We start from the raw sequence: 18064 nt of genomic DNA on the forward strand, positions 1-18064 counted from the left end.
CCTATCCATTGAGAATGGAATGCAGAATTTTATGAATACCTATTTTGGCTTGATTGGTGCTGGTGGCCATGGCAGGGAAGTAATGCCAATGTTGCGTTCGATGCTCCAGGGCAAGATAGCCGGATTGAATGCCCAATTACTGTTCGTCGTAGAGAACCTGGAGCAAGAAACCGAGATAAACGGGTATCGGACGATTAGCCTGAAATCTTTTTTCAAGCTGGAGGGAACCAAGCGCTTTAACGTGGCAATTGGTGATTCAAAAGTTCGTCAGAGGATTGCTGAGGTCTGCATCGCTCAGAAAATCGAGCCTTTTTCGCTGGTCGCAAACAGTGTGACGATGCTGGATGACAACGAAATCGGCGAAGGCTGCATGATTTCGGAGCAAACGATCATTACGTCAAACGTCCGGATTGGTCGTTTCTTTCAGGCTAATAACCAGTGCAATATTTCCCACGATTGTGTGATCGGGCACTATGTAACCTTCGCACCTGGCGTCAAGTGCAACGGTAACGTCTCTATCGGTGATCACGCTTACATTGGGGCCGGCGCGTTGATCAAGCAAGGACGACACGGTAAACCTCTGCTGATCGGAGAGGGGGCGGTTGTCGGAATGGGGGCCGTTGTTACTAAAGACGTTGAACCTTACACAACAGTGGTGGGCAACCCTGCCAGGCCAATGGTGAAGTAATGTCAGTTTATCCAGACTTCGGTTTGTCGGTCCTGCTCGTGACTTATAATCATGAGTCTTACATTGATCGGGCATTGGAGTCGCTGTTCAAGCAGAACTATTCAGGTCCTATTGAGCTGGTGGTCGCAGATGATGCTTCGACGGATGATACGTTGAGACGTATCCGCGCTTACGATGGCGTCGATTCACGGTTTACGTTTAAATATCTGTCAGGCAACAACTTAGGCATCACCAGAAATTACCAGCGTGGTTTCACCGCCTGCACCGGGCAGTATGTTGCTGTGTTGGAGGGAGACGATTACTGGATAAGCCCAAGAAAACTTTCACGGCAAGTCGAGTTTTTGAATGAGCACTGGGAGTGCGATCTTTGCTCCGTCAACTATCTTGTGTTCTATGAAGAAAGTTCGACCTTCACTGAGCGAACAACAATTGGTACTGGACATCGATTGTTGGCTGCTCGCGATCTTATCGCGGATAATCTGGTGGGCAATTTTTCTACATGCCTGTATAGAAAGACCGCTCTGGATCGTTTGCCAGCCGAGCTGTTCGAACTCAAGTCTTACGACTGGATTGTTAATATCTGCGTGGCCAGCAGCAGTCTGATCGGGTTTATCGAAGAGCCAATGTCTGTCTATCGCATTCATGCAGACGGCGCGTGGTCCAATTTCGCACATGTAGAAAAGCTACAGCTGCAACTGGACTTGATTCCAGATTACGACAGGCTCACCCAGCAAAAGTACCACGCAGAATTCACCCGTCTGGAGCAGAATTTGCGTGCAGTCATCATGTTGGCGCGTGGCGAGCGACTGGCCGGAAAACAGTTGCGGCCGGCGCTCTCGCTGTTGGCGAGGCTGCATGACTTCTTACCGCCTATTATTATCACCGTCGTACGGGCACTCATGCCCCCGGTGATCATCCGGTTGCTCATGAAGATTGCCCGTCGAGGGCGAACGTAATGATGCCACCGGTAATCAGCGTGGTGATGGCGAGCTATAACCATGCCGCTTACGTCGCTCAAGCTATCGCCAGCGTATTGGCGCAGCGCGGTGTCTCCTTTGAGTTTCTGATAGCCGATGACGGGTCAAGCGATGCTACTCGGGACGTTATCGAATCGTTTAAAGACGCCAGGATTCGTTTTTTTCCACATCCGATTAATCGAGGAGCGAGTGTTGTCACAAATGAATTGATTGAGCGTGCCACCGGTGAATTTGTGGCACTCATCAATTCTGATGACTACTGGGTGGGCGAGGACAAGTTGGCTTATCAACTCGACATTCTTCGCGCGGACCCTCGTTTGGGTGCGAGTTTTGGTCGGGCCCGTTTTGTTGACAAACATGGAAATGACGTCAACAAGAAAAGTTTGCCATTCGGTTCGGTGTTTGATCAAGGGAATCGAACTCAAGGTGGATGGCTGCGTTACTTTCTGGATCATGGTAATTGTATTTGCCATCCAACAATGTTGATCCGGCGTAAGTGTTATGAAGAGCTGGGTGGGTATAGCAATAGTCTCCGACAACTGCCCGATTATGATATGTGGATCAGGCTGGTAAAACGCTACCCCATCCATGTTTCAGAGCGCGAGTTAATTAACTTTCGGGTGGTGCCGGGCGAGAGTGTTAGTTCGTTGTCGGTGACGAATTCCATTCGTACGATGAATGAACATTATCTGATAGCCGAGACATTTTTTCAGGATGTTGAAGCGCAACTTCTCAAGGATGGATTTTCCGAGTTGTTGAGGTATCCTGAAATACCCAGCTCGATTCACCTTGACATTGAAAAGGTTTTGCTGTTTTTTAGTCCAAATCCTGCTATTGGGAAGGCCTATCGGATGATTGGGATCATCAAGCTCCATCATTTGCTCGATCGCCCTGAGTACCGAGGGGTTCTTGACGAGGCATATGGAGTAGATGGGCAATGGTTTCAGGCTAAAATGGGCGAAATTGATGTATTGCGTCCGAAATTTTTGGCCGTGATTAGCGACAAAACACTAGGTGCCAGGCACGCCTTGAAAAGACTTTTAAGGCGTGGTGATTATTGAAAATGAAAATACATAAAGGAAGTGTTATGCGCTATTTGTACTTGCCGGCGATTGCTGTGTTCGGTCTTCTTGCTGCCTGCGATTCAGGCAAGCCGAAAGATATCGTAGCCAACAATTTCTGTTCTTTGGACAGTCCGGCTAATGAAGCCAAACTATCGGCAGCTGCGCCATTTGAAGTGTGGGGTTGGGCTTATAATGTGGCGGCGGGTACAGTGCCTAAAGACGTTTCTATCCAGATCATATCCTCAGGTGGCGATGTGGCGATAACTGCGCCTTTGACTCGCTCTTCGCGTCCGGATGTAGTCAAAGCCTTTGCCAAGCCAGACTTGGAAATGGCCGGGTTTAACGGTGTCGTAGACATTAGTGCTTTGAAGTCCGGCGTTTACACCGTGAAGATTATCCAGCAAGAAGGCATCAGCCGTTTTGCGTGCACCAGTCCATCGAAGTTTGATATTAAATCCAAGGGTTGATTAATAACGCTTGAGCGCTGGCGTGCGAATCGCGGCATTGCTGGGTGGATTGATTTGAGGGGGGATGGGGTTTCCGCGTCCTCCTACCCAGAAACAAACACCCCGGTGTTCGGGGTGTTTGTTTGATGTCTGGTTGTTCAATTACTATGTAATGCTCCGCATCAATTGAGCAATCGCCTTATCAAGTTCCGTCTGTCCTGCATTGATTTCAAAGTCAGCGGCCTCCGGCGCTTCATAAGGACTCCCCACTCCCGACAGATTAGGCAATAGCCCTGATCTCGCCTTCTTGTAAAGCCCTTTCACATCGCGCTGCTCGCACACCTCCAGCGGCGTGCTGACAAACACCTCGACAAAGTTCTCTTCCCCTATCAGCTCTCGCGCCATTTGCCTTTCCCGACGGAACGGTGAAATAAACGCCGTCATGACAATCAGCCCGGCATCCATCATCAGTTTGGCCACTTCGGCGATGCGCCGAATATTCTCCACGCGGTCTGCATCAGTGAAACCGAGATCCTTGTTCAGTCCTTGGCGAACGTTGTCACCGTCCAGGAGATAGGTTCGATAGCCACTGGCGTGCAACTCGACTTCCAATGCGTTGGCGAGTGTCGATTTTCCGGAGCCGGACAAGCCGGTAAACCAGATGACCTTGCCCTTGTGGCCATTGAGTTTTTCGCGGTTCTCTCGCGAAATCGACAGCACTTGTGTATGTACGTTTTGTGCACGTCGCAAGCTGTGGGTAATCATCCCCGCAGCTACAGTGGCATTGCTGATGCGATCAACGAGGATGAAGCTGCCGAGTGTCTTCGAGTGCTGGAAGTTGTCGTAAACCAATGGTTTGCTGATCGCCAGCGTGCACACGCTGATATCGTTGAGCGACAGCCGGGTGCAGGCTTCATGGGCGAGGGTATTGATGTCTACCCGATACTTGATGTTGGTGATCGACGCGGAGGCCCATTGCGTGGCCAGTTTGATGTCGTAGTTACGACCGTGCAGGCCAGCCTCTTCATTCATCCACACCAACGTTGCTTCGAACTGATCGGTCGTTTCCAACGGGCGTTGGCTCAGGGAAATAATGTCGCCCCGGGAGACGTCAATTTCCTTGCTGAGTTTCAAGGTTACCGCATCGCCAAATACAGCTTCCTGCATCGGGCCGTTCATGCTGACAATTTCAGTTACGGTTGCCGTGTGGCCGGAGAGGGTGACGCGTATTTCGTCGCCAACACTGACCTTTCCCTCACCGACATAGCCACTGAATCCACGAAACGAAGCATCAGGTCGATTGACCCACTGCACCGGAAACACCAGGCGCTCGGATTCGGGAGTGTTGATCTCGATTGTTTCCAGCAAGCCCATTAGCGTCGGCCCGGAGTACCAAGGTGTGTTGGCCGAGCGCTGCGTGATGTTGTCGCCCTTGAGCGCGCTGACCGGTATTGAGGTGATTCGATCAAAGCCCAGTGTGTGTGCGAACTTTTGGAATGTGTCGACAGCGTGTTGAAAGGTGCTGGGGTCATAGCCGACCAGATCCATTTTGTTTACCGCAAGCACCACTTGGCGAATGCCCATCAGCGATGCCAGGTAAGCGTGCCGTCGAGTCTGGGTCAGAACACCTTGCGTGGCGTCGATCAAGATGATGGCCATGTCGGCAGTTGAAGCGCCGGTCACCATATTGCGCGTGTATTGCTCGTGGCCCGGGGTGTCGGCAACGATGAACCTGCGCTTGGCGGTGGCGAAATATCGATAAGCCACGTCGATGGTGATGCCCTGTTCGCGTTCCGCTGACAGACCGTCGACCAGCAAGGCGAAGTCGATTTCGGATCCTTGGGTGCCGAATTTTTTTGATTCGTTTTTGAGGACTGCCAGTTGATCGTCGGTCAGGTGCTGGGCGTCCCATAGCAGGCGTCCGATCAGCGTGCTTTTACCATCGTCCACGCTGCCGCAAGTTATAAAACGCAGCAGGTCCTGGTCTTGTTGCTGTTCAAGGTAAGTCTCAATGGACAAGGGCATGTCGGTGGCTGTTGTTTGCGCTTTAAGTGCCATCAGAAATAACCCTCTTTTTTTTTCTTTTCCATGCTCGCCGAAGTATCACTGTCTATGGTTCGCCCCTGTCGCTCGGAGCTGCCGGAACCGAGCAGCTCCAGCAGAATCTCGGCGACAGTGGTGGCATTCGATTCCACGGCTCCAGTCAGGGGATAGCAGCCAAGGGTACGAAAGCGCACGTGTCTGGCTTCAATCTTTTCTCCAGGCAGTAAGGGCATGCGTTCATCGTCGACCATGATTGTCATGCCGTTGCGCACGACAACGGGTCTCTCCTTGGCGAAGTACAGGGGCACCACCGGGATGTTTTCCTGGTAGATGTATTGCCAGATATCGACTTCTGTCCAATTGGAGAGTGGGAAGACACGAATGTTCTCGCCCTGGTTTTTGCGTGTGTTGTAGATATTCCACAGTTCGGGCCGTTGTTGTTTCGGATCCCATTGATGGCTTTGGGTGCGGAACGAAAAAATGCGTTCCTTTGCCCGGGATTTTTCTTCATCTCGGCGCGCGCCACCAAACACGACGTCAAACTTGTAATGATCCAGCGCTTGCTTGAGCCCTTTGGTCTTGGTGATATCGGTATGTAGTGCCGAGCCATGATCGAAAGGGTTGATGTCTTTGCTGATGGCGTCCGGGTTTACGTGTACGAGCAGATCCATACCGCTTTTCTGAGCGATGCAATCGCGAAACCTGTACATCTCTTGAAACTTCCAGCGCGTGTCGACATGCAGGAGCGGGAAGGGCGGCGGCGACGGGTAGAACGCTTTGCGGGCCAGATGCAACATCACCGCACTGTCCTTGCCCATGGAATAGAGCATGACTGGGTTCTCGGCTTCAGCGACAGCCTCGCGAATAATCTGCAGGCTTTCAGCTTCAAGACGCTTGAGGTGTGGGGTACGCACCTTCAACGAATCGACAGGCATGCAGCAATCGCTTTCGGACTGAGCAGCCGGATAACTTAATAGTCCCAGTTCAACGTTCTCGGGTGCACGGGTGTGTCTGCACACGGCAACCAGTCGACCGCTTGGGAAGAGGGTAATGGGCTTGGCGATATGCGCTTGCAGGCGTTGCAGCGCATCAGAGAGCTGTTGTGCGTCAACGGGATGAGTGCCAAGTGGCACCCAGTAGCGAGCGCCCCGGGCGTCGTTGGCGTGCAAAAAATCAGCACCGTCAGAGGGGCGGTGCAACTGGGCGAACAGCACCAGTTTACGTTTGGTGCGTGCCCTTTCCATGTCCGAAGCGAGGACCAGGGGTGTCGGCTGTCGTCCTGTCTCATCATTCAGGTTTTGTGCGGTCAGCTCGGGAGGAAGCAGTCCCAGTTCGTGAAGTCGCCGTTCGGCTGTGCGCTTGGTATCGGCTTGATTACGTTGGCTCAGGTGGAGAAACGCCAGCTGCGTATCCCAAACCAATGGCGCGTCCAATCCAAGAAAATCAGGGTTTAACACGGACAGCTCCTTTTGTCGCAATACGCAATTTATGCTGGTTTATATGAAAAAACACTGTCTTGATCATTTGGCTTGATTATTTTTTGTATTAAATCACAATCTGCGACATGGTTTCTTCGGAAAGCTTCCACGTGACAGCTTTACGTCAGGATGATTGAGGAAGCCCGCACGCTGGCGGTCCCCTCTGCTGGTTTCGCCCACTTGGATGTCCCAATACTTATGACCGCTTTTCCCCCTCCTGCACGCTGCATCGCGATTATCGGCGCTGGATTCAGTGGGACCCTCACAGCAATCAACACGCTCAAGGCCAACTCGGCAGAGGGGCTGCGTATTCTGCTCATCGAGAAAACCAGGCAGACTTGTCGTGGTCTTGCCTATCGATACGATGACGATAATCTGCTGCTCAATGTTCCCGCAGGCAATATGAGTGCTCTCGCAGATGAGCCCAACGACTTCGTCGCGTTTTGTGAGGAACTGGATCCAGCGTTCAACACCAAGTCATTTATTTCGCGTCGGTTGTATGGGGAGTATCTGGAGCAGAAGTTAAAGGACGCCATGGACCAGTACCCGGGTGTCATTTCAATTGTGAATGCGCAAGTGAATGCTGTGCAGCGGTCAACTGACTGCAAGTCTTACAGGCTTCAACTGGAAGGCGCAGAAGATGTAATGGCTGACAAGGTTGTATTGGCGCTAGGTCACTTTGCACCAAAACTGCCAGCAGGAATCCAGCTCACAGTGAGCAGTCAGGTCGTCAATGCCTTGGACTTCGCCGCTATCGACGCCCTTGACCGAAATGCTCCAGTAGCGGTCCTCGGTATGGGCCATACCGCTATCGATGCGGTGTTCAGGCTGACCAGCTGTAACCCGGACCGCAAGGTCTATATGATTTCGCGGCGGGGTCTTTTGCCTTTTGGTCATCGCTTCAATCCCCAGCCGCCGCGGACTAGCGGATTCCCGTCCTGGCTAGCGTCCATTCCCGTGACCATACGCGCGTATACCCGTGCTGCGCGGGAGGAAGCAAAGGCTCGTGAGGCGCACGGAGGCAACTGGCGGGACATGCTCAATGAGCTTCGCCCTCACACCGCTACGATATGGAAAAGCTTTTCAGACTCGCAGCGGCGGAAATTCCTGCAAAGGGTCCTGCCGTATTGGGATATCCACCGCCACCGCCTGGCACCCGCTTCCGAACGCCGCATCAGGCAACTGATTGAATCGGGGCAGGTTGTTCGACTGGCCGGCAAGGTAACGAGGGTAGAGCATGCCTGTTCAGGTGTGCAGATCGAGGTAGCGCTCAGAGGTCTCAAAGGGTTGAGTAGTATCCAGGTCGGCGCTCTGATCAATGGAACCGGCCCCAGCTATGACATCACTGCTGTGGATCAGCCTATTCTCAATCAGTTGCTATGTGATGGCCTGATCAAACAGGATAAGCAAAAAATCGGGCTTGAGGTGGATGAGCACTATCAGCTCATTACTGCGCAGGGTGATTCGTTGCAAGGACTGCATTACATCGGTCCGATGCTCAAGGCGAGTTTTTGGGAGGCAATTGCAGTTCCAGAACTTCGCATCCATGCACAACAGCTTGGCCGGAGACTGGCAACCCAGTCCTGACCAAGAGGCTTGTCTGAAACTTCGTCCGGCGTTGAAAATCCCGTCAGGCAGCGAGTTGACTGGATTGCCACCAACAAAAACACCGCCCGAAGGCGGTGTTTTTGTCAGCGGTGGATCACGACGCAATCAACTGTCGCAATACATAATGCAAAATCCCCCCCGACTTGAAGTACTCCACTTCATTGAGCGTGTCGATCCGGCACAACACCTCGACTTTCTCGCGCTGGCCATCTTCGCGGGTGATCACCAGGGTCAGGTTCATTCGCGGCGTCAGCTCGACGCCGGTCAAACCGAGGATATCCAGGGTTTCCTTACCGGTGAGGTTCAGGCTCTTGCGGTTCTGATCCAGCTTGAACTGCAACGGCAGCACGCCCATGCCCACCAGGTTGGAACGGTGGATGCGCTCGAAGCTTTCGGCAATGACCGCTTTCACACCCAGCAGATTGGTGCCCTTGGCCGCCCAGTCGCGGCTTGAACCCGTGCCGTATTCCTGACCGGCAATCACCACCAGCGGCGTGCCCGACGCTTGATAGCGCATGGCGGCGTCGTAAATCGGCATCCGTTCTCCGGTGGGGATGTAGATCGTGTTTCCGCCTTCTTCACCGCCGAGCATTTCGTTGCGTATACGGATGTTGGCGAAGGTGCCGCGCATCATCACTTCATGGTTGCCGCGACGCGAGCCGTAGGAGTTGAAGTCCCGCGGCTCCACGCCTTTTTCGCGCAGGTAATGGCCGGCGGGACTGTCAGCCTTGATGTTGCCGGCGGGCGAGATGTGGTCGGTGGTCACCGAATCGCCGAGCAGCGCGAGAATCCTCGCCGCAGCGACATCCTTGACCGCCGGCGGTGGCCCGCCGATGTCATCGAAGAACGGTGGGTGCTGGATGTAGGTTGAATCGTCCTGCCAGACATAAGTCGCCGCTTGCGGCACTTCAATGGCCTGCCACTGCTCGTCACCGGCAAACACTTCAGCGTATTCCTTGTGGAACATGGCGGTGTTGACCTGATTCACCGCATCGGCGATTTCCTTGGTGCTCGGCCAGATGTCCCGCAGGTAAACCAGGTTGCCATCCTTGTCGGTGCCCAAAGGCTCGCTGCTGATGTCGATGCGTACTGTGCCCGCCAGAGCGTAGGCAACGACCAGCGGAGGGGAGGCCAGCCAGTTGGTTTTCACCAGCGGGTGCACGCGCCCTTCGAAGTTACGATTGCCCGACAGCACCGAGGCGACGGTCAGGTCGGCAGCCTGAATGGCTTTTTCAATCGGCTCCGGCAACGGCCCGGAGTTGCCGATGCAGGTGGTGCAGCCGTAGCCGACCAGGGCAAAACCCAGCTCATCCAGGTACTGAGTCAGGCCTGCAGCCTTGTAGTAGTCGGTGACCACTTTGGAGCCAGGGGCCAGCGAACTCTTGACCCACGGTTTGCGCTTGAGGCCTTTCTCCACAGCTTTCTTGGCCACAAGGCCTGCGGCCATCATCACGCTCGGGTTGGAGGTGTTGGTGCACGAGGTGATCGCCGCGATCACCACCGCGCCGTTTTTCAACCGGTAGACCTGGCCGTCGTATTCGTAGTCGGCTTCACCGGCCAGATCGGCGTTGCCCACCGCAACGCCACCGCCGCCTTCACTTTCGAGGCGACCGACTTCCTTGCTGGTGGGTTTGAATTGCAGGTCGATGAAATCACTGAACGCTTGCGCGACATTCGGCAGCGAGACGCGGTCTTGCGGGCGTTTTGGCCCGGCGAGACTGGCTTCGACGCTGGCCATGTCCAGCGCCAGGGTGTCGGTGAACACCGGTTCCTGGCCCGGCAAACGCCACAGGCCCTGGGCTTTGCTGTAGGCCTCGACCAGTTTCACGGTTTCCAGCGGGCGACCCGACAGGCGCAAGTATTCGAGGGTGATGTCGTCCACCGGGAAGAAGCCGCAGGTGGCGCCGTATTCCGGAGCCATGTTGGCGATGGTCGCGCGGTCGGCCAGCGGCAGGTCGGCGAGGCCATCGCCGTAGAACTCGACGAACTTGCCGACCACGCCTTTCTTGCGCAGCATCTGCGTGACGGTCAGCACCAGGTCGGTGGCGGTGATGCCTTCCTTGAGCTTGCCGGTGAGTTTGAAGCCGATCACTTCCGGAATCAGCATCGACACCGGTTGCCCTAGCATCGCCGCTTCCGCTTCAATCCCGCCGACGCCCCAGCCGAGCACGCCGAGGCCGTTGATCATGGTGGTGTGGGAATCGGTGCCGACCAGGGTGTCGGGGAAGGCATAGGTGCGGCCGCCCTCATCCTTGGTCCAGACGGTGCGGCCCAGGTATTCAAGGTTCACCTGGTGGCAAATGCCGGTGCCCGGCGGCACCACGCTGAAGTTGTCGAAGGCGCTCTGGCCCCAGCGCAGGAAGGCGTAACGCTCGCCGTTGCGCTGCATTTCGATGTCGACGTTCTGCTCGAAGGCGCTGGCGCTGGCGAACTTGTCGACCATCACCGAGTGGTCGATCACCAGGTCCACTGGCGACAACGGGTTGATCCGCTGCGGATCGCCGCCGGCCTTGGCCATGGCAGCGCGCATGGCGGCCAGGTCGACCACGGCGGGCACGCCGGTAAAGTCTTGCATCAATACCCGCGCGGGGCGGTACTGGATTTCGCGATCGGAGCGTCGCTCCTTGAGCCAGGCGGCAATCGCTCGCAGGTCGGCGCCGGTGACGGTTTTTTCGTCCTCCCAGCGCAGCAGGTTTTCCAACAGCACTTTCAACGACATCGGTAATTTGTCGAGATCACCGAGGCTCTTGGCAGCGTCGGGCAGACTGAAATAATGGTAGGTCTTGTCGTCGACTTGCAGGGTTTTAAGGGATTTAAGGCTATCGAGGGACGGCATTGCGATCACTCCTTTGAGTCCGCACGGCTACGGACTGAGGGGACGGACAGAGCATTCAACCTAGCCCTGTTTGAGCGTTAAAGCTAATAACTGGACTCTATGGATAAGTCCAAGGTTCCGATCTCGGCTATCATGCGCCGGTTTTCGTGACAGGCTTTGCTTCACCGCAAGTCTGGGCATCGCGCAGTGGCTGAATTTCTCGCCATCTGCCCAGGAGTAAGAATGAACACCCTCTTTATGCATTGCCGGCCGGGCTTCGAAGGCGAAGTCTGTTCCGAGATATCCGAACACGCCGCGCGGCTGAACGTGGCCGGTTATGCCAAGGCCAAGGCCGCCAGCGCCTGCGCCGAGTTCATCTGCACCGAAGAAGACGGCGCCGAGCGCTTGATGCGCGGCCAGCGTTTCGCCGAGCTGATTTTTCCGCGCCAATGGGCTCGCGGGATCTTCATCGACCTGCCGGAAACCGACCGCATCAGCGTGATCCTTGCGCACATGGCCGACTTCCCGCTGTGCGGCAGCCTGTGGCTGGAAATGGTCGACACCAATGATGGCAAAGAGCTTTCGAACTTCTGCAAAAAATTCGAAGGTCACCTGCGCAAGGCGCTGATGGCGGCGGGCAAGTTGGTCGAAGACGCCCACAAGCCGCGTCTGCTGCTGACGTTCAAAAGTGGTCGCGAAGTATTCATGGGGCTGGCCGAGTCGAACAACTCGGCGATGTGGCCGATGGGCATTCCACGCCTGAAGTTTCCGCGTGAAGCGCCGAGCCGTTCGACGCTGAAACTGGAGGAGGCCTGGCACCACTTCATCCCCCGCGACCAGTGGGATGAGCGCTTGCACAGCGACATGACCGGCGTCGACCTCGGCGCCGCACCCGGTGGCTGGACCTGGCAACTGGTCAATCGTGGCATGCTGGTAACCGCCATCGACAACGGACCGATGGCCGAAAGCCTTATGGACACCGGCCTGGTGCAACACTTGATGGCCGACGGTTTCACCTTCAAGCCCAAGCAGCCGGTGGACTGGATGGTCTGCGACATCGTCGAGAAACCGGCGCGTAACGCTGCGATGCTCGAAGAGTGGATTGGCGAGGGGCATTGCCGCGAAGCGGTGGTCAATCTCAAGTTGCCAATGAAACAGCGTTACGCCGAAGTGAAGCGTTTGCTGGAGCGGATTGCCGAGGGCTTCAAGGCCCGTGGCATTCGGGTCGAGATTGGCTGCAAGCAGCTCTATCACGACCGCGAAGAAGTGACCTGCCACCTGCGTCGGCTTGACACAAAGAAACCAAAATCCCGCTGAAGTTGTGCACTGATCGTTCCCACGTCGAGGCGTCGAACCGTCCGCGTGGGAATGCATCCCGTGACGCTCTGCGTCACATCCAAAGGCGGAACGCAGAGCGTCCCCGGCGGCATTCCCACGCGGAGCGTGGGAACGATCAACGCGTAACGCAATAGATGACCGAACACCCGGCAATGCGCGACAATGCCGGCCAGTTTCAGGAGTTAATCATGAGTGAAATGCTTGATACGCCGGTAGACGGCACCCTCGACGCCACCGGCCTGAACTGCCCGGAACCGGTGATGATGCTGCACCAGCACATCCGTGACCTGGTGCCTGGCGGCCTGCTCAAGGTGATCGCGACCGATCCCTCGACCCGTCGCGACATTCCCAAATTCTGCGTGTTTCTCGATCACGAACTGGTCGCGCAGCACGAAGAGGCTGGCACCTACCTGTACTGGATCCGCAAGAAACTCGCTTAACCCGCCGATTGGCTGATGCGGATCCGTTTGCGTGCACTGCGCGTGAGACGGATCGACAGCATCAGCGCCGCGCAGCTCAAGCCCACGATCAAACCCTGCCACAGCCCGCTTGGGCCGCTCGGCGTGCCAAACCAGTCGGTCAGCCCCAACGCGTAACCCACCGGCAAACCGATCCCCCAATAGGCGAACAGCGTCAGGATCATCGTCACCCGCGTGTCCTGATAACCGCGCAACGCGCCGGCCGCGGTCACCTGGATCGCATCGGAAAACTGGAACAGCGCCGAATACACAATCAGCATCGACGCCACGCGAATCACCGTAGGATCAGCCGTATAGATCGTTGCGATGTGTTCGCGCAGCAACAGCATCATGCTCGCCGAAATACAGGCGTAAGCCAGCGCCGTGCCCATGCCGACCCCGGCAGCGAAGCGAGCCTCTCGCGGTTCCTGGCGCCCGAGCGCCTGGCCGACCCGAACCGTCACCGCCATGCCCAGGGAGTAGGGGATCATGAACACCAGCGAGCTGAAGTTCAGCGCGATCTGATGTCCGGCAACCACTGTGGCGCCGAGGCTGCCAATCAGCAGGGCGATCACCGCGAAAATGCTCGACTCGGCGAACACCGCAATGCCGATGGGCAGGCCGATGCCCAGCAGGCGTTTGATCACCGACCATTGTGGCCAGTCGAAACGGCTGAACAACTGACTCGACTGGTAAGCCGGTGCCCAGCGCTCCCAGCCGGCCATCCCCAGCGCCATCACCCACATCACGATCGCCGTGGCCCAGCCACAGCCGACACCGCCCATGGCGGGCACACCGAAGTGGCCGTAGATGAAGACGTAGTTCAACGGAATGTTCAGCGCCAGGCCGCACAGGCCAAGGACCATCGCCGGGCGTGTGCGGCCCAGGCCGTCACTGAAGCAGCGCAACACATGGTAGATGGCAACGGCGGGCAGGCCGCTGGCGATGCCGTGCAGGTACTGCATGCACGGGCCGATCAGCTCGGGATCGACCTTCATTTTGTGCAGGATCGGTTCGGCGCTGAACAGCATGGCCGTCGCGATCAGGCCCACGACCAATGCCAGCCACAGCGCCTGACGCACGATCGGACCGATCTCGCTGTGGGTACCAGCGCCGAAACGCTGGGCGACTTTCGGGGTGGTGGCCAGCAGGGTGCCGGTCATCAACAGGAACACCGGCACCCAGATCGAGTTGCCGAGCGCCACCGCCGCCAGGTCGCGCGGTCCGACCCGACCGGCCATCACCGCATCGACGAAGCCCATGGCGGTGGTTGCCAGCTGCGCGATCATGATCGGCAGCGCGAGCGCAAGCAGGGTTTTGAGCTCCAGGCGAACCCGGGCCGGGCGGGTTAGGGAAGTAGCGGCGGGGCGGTCGGTCACGGAATTCAAGGGCGAAACGTCCAAAGATTTTGAGGCGCGAGGCGGCGCATTCTACGCGTTGACGCAGCGGTCAGGAAAAGTCCTGTGTTAGGGATTTGTAAGCGGTTTGCGGATCTTTATGCATCCCGGGTGGCCCATCACCTTCATCTACGCCTAAACTGCCGATCCCCCAAAGGAGCCTGCCATGCTGATTGTTGCCGACGAAAATATCCCGCTGCTCGATGCCTTCTTCGAACGTTTCGGTGAAATCCGCCGGGTGCCGGGGCGCTCCATCGACCGCGCCACTGTCGAGCAGGCCGATGTGCTGCTGGTGCGTTCGGTGACCAACGTCAACCGCGCGCTGCTCGAAGGCAGCAAGGTGCGTTTTGTCGGCACCTGCACCATTGGCACCGACCACCTGGACCTGGACTACTTTCAGCAGGCCGGCATCACCTGGTCCAGCGCCCCCGGCTGCAATGCCCGGGGCGTGGTCGACTACGTGCTCGGCAGTCTGTTGACCCTTGCCGAGATCGAGGGCGTCGACCTGAACCAACGCACTTACGGCGTGATCGGTGCCGGTGAAGTCGGTGGCCGCCTGGTCAAGGTTCTGCGTGGCCTGGGCTGGAACGTGCTGGTGTGCGATCCGCCAAGGCAAGCCGCTGAAGGCGGCGATTACGTCAGTCTCGAACAGATCATTGAACAGTGCGACGTCATCAGCCTGCACACCCCTTTGAAGAAACACGGCGCCCAGTCGACCTGGCATCTGTTCGAGCGAAACCGCTTGAACCAGCTCAAGCACGGCGCCTGGTTGATCAACGCCAGTCGAGGCCCGGTGGTGGACAACGCCGCCCTGCGCCAGGTGTTGATGCAGCGTGAAGACCTGCAAGCGGTGCTCGACGTTTGGGAAGGCGAACCTGAAGTCGACGTGGCGCTGGCCGAGCTCTGCGTGTTGGCGACACCGCACATTGCCGGTTACAGCCTTGACGGCAAACAGCGCGGGACGGCGCAGATCTACCAGGCGTATTGCGAATTTATCGGGCAAGCGCCGCAGGTCAGCTTGAGCGATTTGCTGCCGGCACCGTGGTTGTCGCAGGTTACCCTGAGCGCCGAAAGCGATCCGGCCTGGGCGTTGGCGATGCTGTGCCGCGGTGTGTACGACCCGCGTCGCGACGATGCGGATTTTCGTCGTAGCCTTGTCGGCAATGTGAGTGAGCAGCGTGCGGCGTTTGATGCGTTGCGCAAGCATTACCCGCAGCGACGCGAGATCGATGGGCTCAAGGTACGGATCGATGGGGATTCGCCTGAGTTGCTGAAGATTGTGTCGGCTTTGGGTGCGACCGCGGTCTAGGAACCGAGTCGGCCCTATCGCGGGCAAGCCACGCTCCCACAGGTTTTGCGTCGTTCAGCTAATTGGCTAACGCCCTAAATGTGTGGGAGCGTGGCTTGCCCGCGATGGACGCGCCACGATTTCCAGAAAAGCACCCATAAAAAACCCGGCCATCAGGGCCGGGTCAAGAAGACGGTGGCTATATCACTTTTGTTCGGCAGGCTTGACCAATCGCTTTTCCAGTTCGCTGCAGGCTTGCTGGATCATGTTTTCAGTGATCGGTACTTCGCGCCCATCCTTATCAATAATCGAGCAACCCAGAGACTGGTCGGGCTGTGTGCGGATCACTTGAATCTTGTCATCGCTGCTGTGTTGCAAGGACATGGCCTGTCTCCTCTTCAGATTGTGCGCCTACTTTAAAACCGCCAGGTGACCGGGCTATGACAACTCCCTACGGTCTTTCCAGATCGGCAACCCCACTCCACCAGAAATTCCCGAACGTTGCCACCCGCACTTTAGACCGATAGCGTCTAGCGCCTAGTCTCTGCGGTCATAATTAAAGTGACTCATTGTGATTTACAACGTTTCAGCCCACGTTGAGCGGTGTAGGCTGAGCCCATCCAATGCGTACCTGGAAAACCTCGATGCTCTCTGCCCGTCACCGCCGTGCGATCCGCCTTACCCTGCGATTTCTTGCGCCCTATCGCTGGCAAGCCTTCGGCGCTTTGCTCGCGTTGATCGTCACCGCCGGCATCACCTTGTCCATGGGGCAGGGGATTCGGCTGTTGGTGGATCAGGGGTTCATGACTCAATCGCCACACCTGCTCAACCAATCCATCGGCCTGTTCATGGTGTTGGTGGTGGGGCTGGCAATCGGCACCTTTGCGCGCTTTTATCTGGTGTCCTGGATCGGCGAGCGCGTTGTCGCGGACATCCGCCGGCAAGTGTTCAATCACCTGGTTTATCTGCATCCGGGTTTCTACGAAGACAATCGCAGCTCCGAAATTCAGTCGCGCCTGACCGCCGACACGACGTTGCTGCAATCGGTGATCGGTTCTTCGTTGTCGCTGTTTCTGCGCAATTTGCTGATGGTGATCGGCGGGATCGTCTTGCTGTTCATCACCAACCCCAAACTCACCAGCATTGTGGTGGTGGCGCTGCCCCTGGTGATTGCGCCGATCCTGATCTTCGGCCGCCGAGTGCGCAGCTTGTCGCGCCTCAGTCAGGACCGGATTGCCGACATTGGCAGCTATGTTTCCGAAACCCTTGGTCAGATCAAAACCGTGCAAGCCTACAACCACCAGGTCCAGGACGAGCAACGTTTTGCCGTGACCGTTGAAGAAGCGTTCAACACCGCTCGCAAGCGCATCTTCCAGAGGGCCTGGCTGATTACCCTGGTGATCGTGCTGGTGCTGGGCGCCGTCGGCGTGATGCTCTGGGTCGGCGGCATGGACGTGATCGCCGGGCGCATCTCGGCGGGTGAACTGGCGGCATTTGTCTTCTACAGCCTGATTGTCGGCAGCGCCTTCGGCACGTTGAGCGAAGTGATCGGCGAACTGCAGCGTGCGGCAGGGGCGGCGGAACGTATTGCCGAGTTGCTGCGTTCGGAAAACATCATCCAGCCCCCAACCACTGGCCTGGTGACCCTGCCTGATCGGGTAAAAGGCAATCTGGCGCTGCAAGACGTGCGTTTTTCCTATCCTTCACGCCCGGAGAGTTATGCCGTCGATGGCTTGAGCCTGACCATCAATGCCGGGGAAACCCTCGCGTTGGTCGGTCCGTCCGGTGCCGGCAAGTCAACGGTGTATGACCTGCTGCTGCGTTTCTACGATCCGGCCTCAGGGCAGATTCTTTTGGATGGCGTGCCGCTGACCCAGCTCGATCCCCTCGACCTGCGCCGCTGTTTCGCCCTGGTCTCGCAAACCCCGGCACTGTTCTTTGGCAGCATCGAAGAGAACATCCGCTACGGCAATCCGACGGCGACTTTGGCCCAGGTCCAGGAGGCCGCAAAAATCGCCTACGCCCATGAGTTCATCGAGCAAATGCCCAATGGTTACCAGACTCACTTGGGTGACGGCGGTCTCGGATTGTCCGGCGGTCAGCGTCAACGTCTGGCCATCGCTCGGGCGCTGCTGGTGGATGCACCGATCCTGCTGCTGGACGAAGCCACCAGCGCCCTCGACGCGCAGAGCGAGCACCTGATCCAGCAAGCCCTGCCGAGCCTGATGAAGAACCGCACCACACTGGTCATCGCCCATCGTTTGGCTACGGTGAAAAACGCCGACCGGATCGCGGTGATGGATCAAGGAAAACTGGTGGCGGTGGGAACGCATCAGGAGCTGATTGCGAGCAATGCGCTGTATGCGCGGCTGGCGGCGTTGCAGTTCAGTGATGGGTACACCGCTCTGACTGACCCGGTAACAGAGTAACCGGCCAAGCAGATCGCAAAAAAAATGCCCGCATC

General features: G+C 57.0%; 14 protein-coding genes. 9 read left to right on the plus strand and 5 right to left on the minus strand.

All coding sequences use genetic code 11. From position 1 onward, the window contains the following. Positions 1–31: 31 nt before the first annotated feature. From ACM6I0_RS20965 to ACM6I0_RS20980, 4 genes are read left to right on the plus strand one after another with little or no spacing between them, the layout of a single operon-like run. A complete protein-coding gene (locus tag ACM6I0_RS20965) occupies positions 32–688 on the plus strand; it encodes an acetyltransferase (RefSeq protein WP_285435778.1) in 657 nt (218 codons plus the stop codon). Next, positions 688–1644: a glycosyltransferase gene (locus ACM6I0_RS20970; RefSeq protein WP_285435777.1), complete on the plus strand. Its 957-nt coding sequence runs from the start codon at positions 688–690 to the stop codon at positions 1642–1644. The genes ACM6I0_RS20965 and ACM6I0_RS20970 overlap by 1 nt, the downstream gene beginning before the upstream one ends. Continuing rightward, positions 1644–2726, plus strand: coding sequence for a glycosyltransferase (locus ACM6I0_RS20975; protein ID WP_285435776.1), 1083 nt, complete (start codon positions 1644–1646; stop codon positions 2724–2726). Before ACM6I0_RS20970 ends, ACM6I0_RS20975 begins: the two co-directional genes overlap by 1 nt. Before the next feature lie 26 nt (positions 2727–2752). Beyond that, on the plus strand, positions 2753–3196 hold the full coding sequence (locus tag ACM6I0_RS20980; protein ID WP_285435775.1) for a hypothetical protein: 444 nt from the start codon (positions 2753–2755) through the stop codon (positions 3194–3196). A 144-nt stretch (positions 3197–3340) separates the two neighbouring features. Here ACM6I0_RS20980 and cysN read toward each other — a convergent pair whose 3' ends face one another. Both cysN and cysD read right to left on the minus strand, forming a co-directional pair. Beyond that, the gene (cysN, locus tag ACM6I0_RS20985) at positions 3341–5233 is read right to left on the minus strand and encodes a sulfate adenylyltransferase subunit CysN (RefSeq protein WP_414923155.1); all 1893 of its coding nucleotides are present in this window, start codon (positions 5231–5233) and stop codon (positions 3341–3343) included. Continuing rightward, positions 5233–6153: a sulfate adenylyltransferase subunit CysD gene (gene cysD / locus ACM6I0_RS20990; protein WP_414923336.1), complete on the minus strand. Its 921-nt coding sequence runs from the start codon at positions 6151–6153 to the stop codon at positions 5233–5235. Before cysD ends, cysN begins: the two co-directional genes overlap by 1 nt. Positions 6154–6894: 741 nt before the next feature. On the opposite strand from cysD, the gene ACM6I0_RS20995 reads away from it, so the two are divergent. Then, positions 6895–8283 carry an FAD/NAD(P)-binding protein gene (locus tag ACM6I0_RS20995; RefSeq protein WP_414923156.1) on the plus strand — a complete coding sequence of 463 codons (1389 nt, stop codon included), beginning with the start codon at positions 6895–6897 and terminating at the stop codon, positions 8281–8283. Positions 8284–8398: 115 nt separating this feature from the next. Here ACM6I0_RS20995 and acnA read toward each other — a convergent pair whose 3' ends face one another. Continuing rightward, positions 8399–11140 (minus strand): aconitate hydratase AcnA, encoded by a 2742-nt coding sequence (gene acnA, locus ACM6I0_RS21000; protein WP_414923157.1) that lies wholly within the window; start codon positions 11138–11140, stop codon positions 8399–8401. A 222-nt stretch (positions 11141–11362) separates the two neighbouring features. Between acnA and rlmM the strand changes: the two genes are divergently transcribed. Both rlmM and tusA read left to right on the plus strand, forming a co-directional pair. Beyond that, a complete protein-coding gene (gene rlmM / locus ACM6I0_RS21005; RefSeq protein WP_285435770.1) occupies positions 11363–12436 on the plus strand; it encodes a 23S rRNA (cytidine(2498)-2'-O)-methyltransferase RlmM in 1074 nt (357 codons plus the stop codon). Between the two features lie 209 nt (positions 12437–12645). Beyond that, positions 12646–12897, plus strand: a complete 252-nt coding sequence (gene tusA, locus ACM6I0_RS21010; protein WP_007945068.1) for a sulfurtransferase TusA — start codon at positions 12646–12648, stop codon at positions 12895–12897. On the opposite strand, the gene ACM6I0_RS21015 is transcribed toward tusA, so the two are convergent. Next, positions 12894–14303 (minus strand): MATE family efflux transporter, encoded by a 1410-nt coding sequence (locus ACM6I0_RS21015; protein ID WP_285435769.1) that lies wholly within the window; start codon positions 14301–14303, stop codon positions 12894–12896. The genes tusA and ACM6I0_RS21015 overlap by 4 nt on opposite strands. A gap of 175 nt (positions 14304–14478) precedes the next feature. On the opposite strand from ACM6I0_RS21015, the gene pdxB reads away from it, so the two are divergent. After that, positions 14479–15621: a 4-phosphoerythronate dehydrogenase PdxB gene (gene pdxB / locus ACM6I0_RS21020; RefSeq protein ID WP_414923158.1), complete on the plus strand. Its 1143-nt coding sequence runs from the start codon at positions 14479–14481 to the stop codon at positions 15619–15621. Positions 15622–15804: 183 nt separating this feature from the next. Here pdxB and ACM6I0_RS21025 read toward each other — a convergent pair whose 3' ends face one another. Continuing rightward, positions 15805–15984: a PA1571 family protein gene (locus ACM6I0_RS21025; RefSeq protein ID WP_414923159.1), complete on the minus strand. Its 180-nt coding sequence runs from the start codon at positions 15982–15984 to the stop codon at positions 15805–15807. A gap of 239 nt (positions 15985–16223) precedes the next feature. Between ACM6I0_RS21025 and ACM6I0_RS21030 the strand changes: the two genes are divergently transcribed. Beyond that, complete coding sequence (locus ACM6I0_RS21030; RefSeq protein ID WP_414923160.1) at positions 16224–18029, plus strand: ABC transporter transmembrane domain-containing protein; 1806 nt, start codon at positions 16224–16226, stop codon at positions 18027–18029. The last annotated feature ends 35 nt before the right edge of the window (positions 18030–18064 follow it).

This window comes from Pseudomonas sp. IT-P294 (assembly GCF_949767865.1).
In the GTDB taxonomy this organism is placed as follows: domain Bacteria; phylum Pseudomonadota; class Gammaproteobacteria; order Pseudomonadales; family Pseudomonadaceae; genus Aquipseudomonas.

Coding starts and splice junctions, on each gene's coding strand:
- ACM6I0_RS20965 (WP_285435778.1), top strand. CDS start 32: ATGAATACCTATTTTGGCTTGATTGGTGCTGGTGGCCATGGCAGGGAA.
- ACM6I0_RS20970 (WP_285435777.1), top strand. CDS start 688: ATGTCAGTTTATCCAGACTTCGGTTTGTCGGTCCTGCTCGTGACTTAT.
- ACM6I0_RS20975 (WP_285435776.1), top strand. CDS start 1,644: ATGATGCCACCGGTAATCAGCGTGGTGATGGCGAGCTATAACCATGCC.
- ACM6I0_RS20980 (WP_285435775.1), top strand. CDS start 2,753: ATGCGCTATTTGTACTTGCCGGCGATTGCTGTGTTCGGTCTTCTTGCT.
- cysN (WP_414923155.1), bottom strand. CDS start 5,233: ATGGCACTTAAAGCGCAAACAACAGCCACCGACATGCCCTTGTCCATT.
- cysD (WP_414923336.1), bottom strand. CDS start 6,153: ATGCCTGTCGATTCGTTGAAGGTGCGTACCCCACACCTCAAGCGTCTT.
- ACM6I0_RS20995 (WP_414923156.1), top strand. CDS start 6,895: ATGACCGCTTTTCCCCCTCCTGCACGCTGCATCGCGATTATCGGCGCT.
- acnA (WP_414923157.1), bottom strand. CDS start 11,140: ATGCCGTCCCTCGATAGCCTTAAATCCCTTAAAACCCTGCAAGTCGAC.
- rlmM (WP_285435770.1), top strand. CDS start 11,363: ATGAACACCCTCTTTATGCATTGCCGGCCGGGCTTCGAAGGCGAAGTC.
- tusA (WP_007945068.1), top strand. CDS start 12,646: ATGAGTGAAATGCTTGATACGCCGGTAGACGGCACCCTCGACGCCACC.
- pdxB (WP_414923158.1), top strand. CDS start 14,479: ATGCTGATTGTTGCCGACGAAAATATCCCGCTGCTCGATGCCTTCTTC.
- ACM6I0_RS21025 (WP_414923159.1), bottom strand. CDS start 15,984: ATGTCCTTGCAACACAGCAGCGATGACAAGATTCAAGTGATCCGCACA.
- ACM6I0_RS21030 (WP_414923160.1), top strand. CDS start 16,224: ATGCGTACCTGGAAAACCTCGATGCTCTCTGCCCGTCACCGCCGTGCG.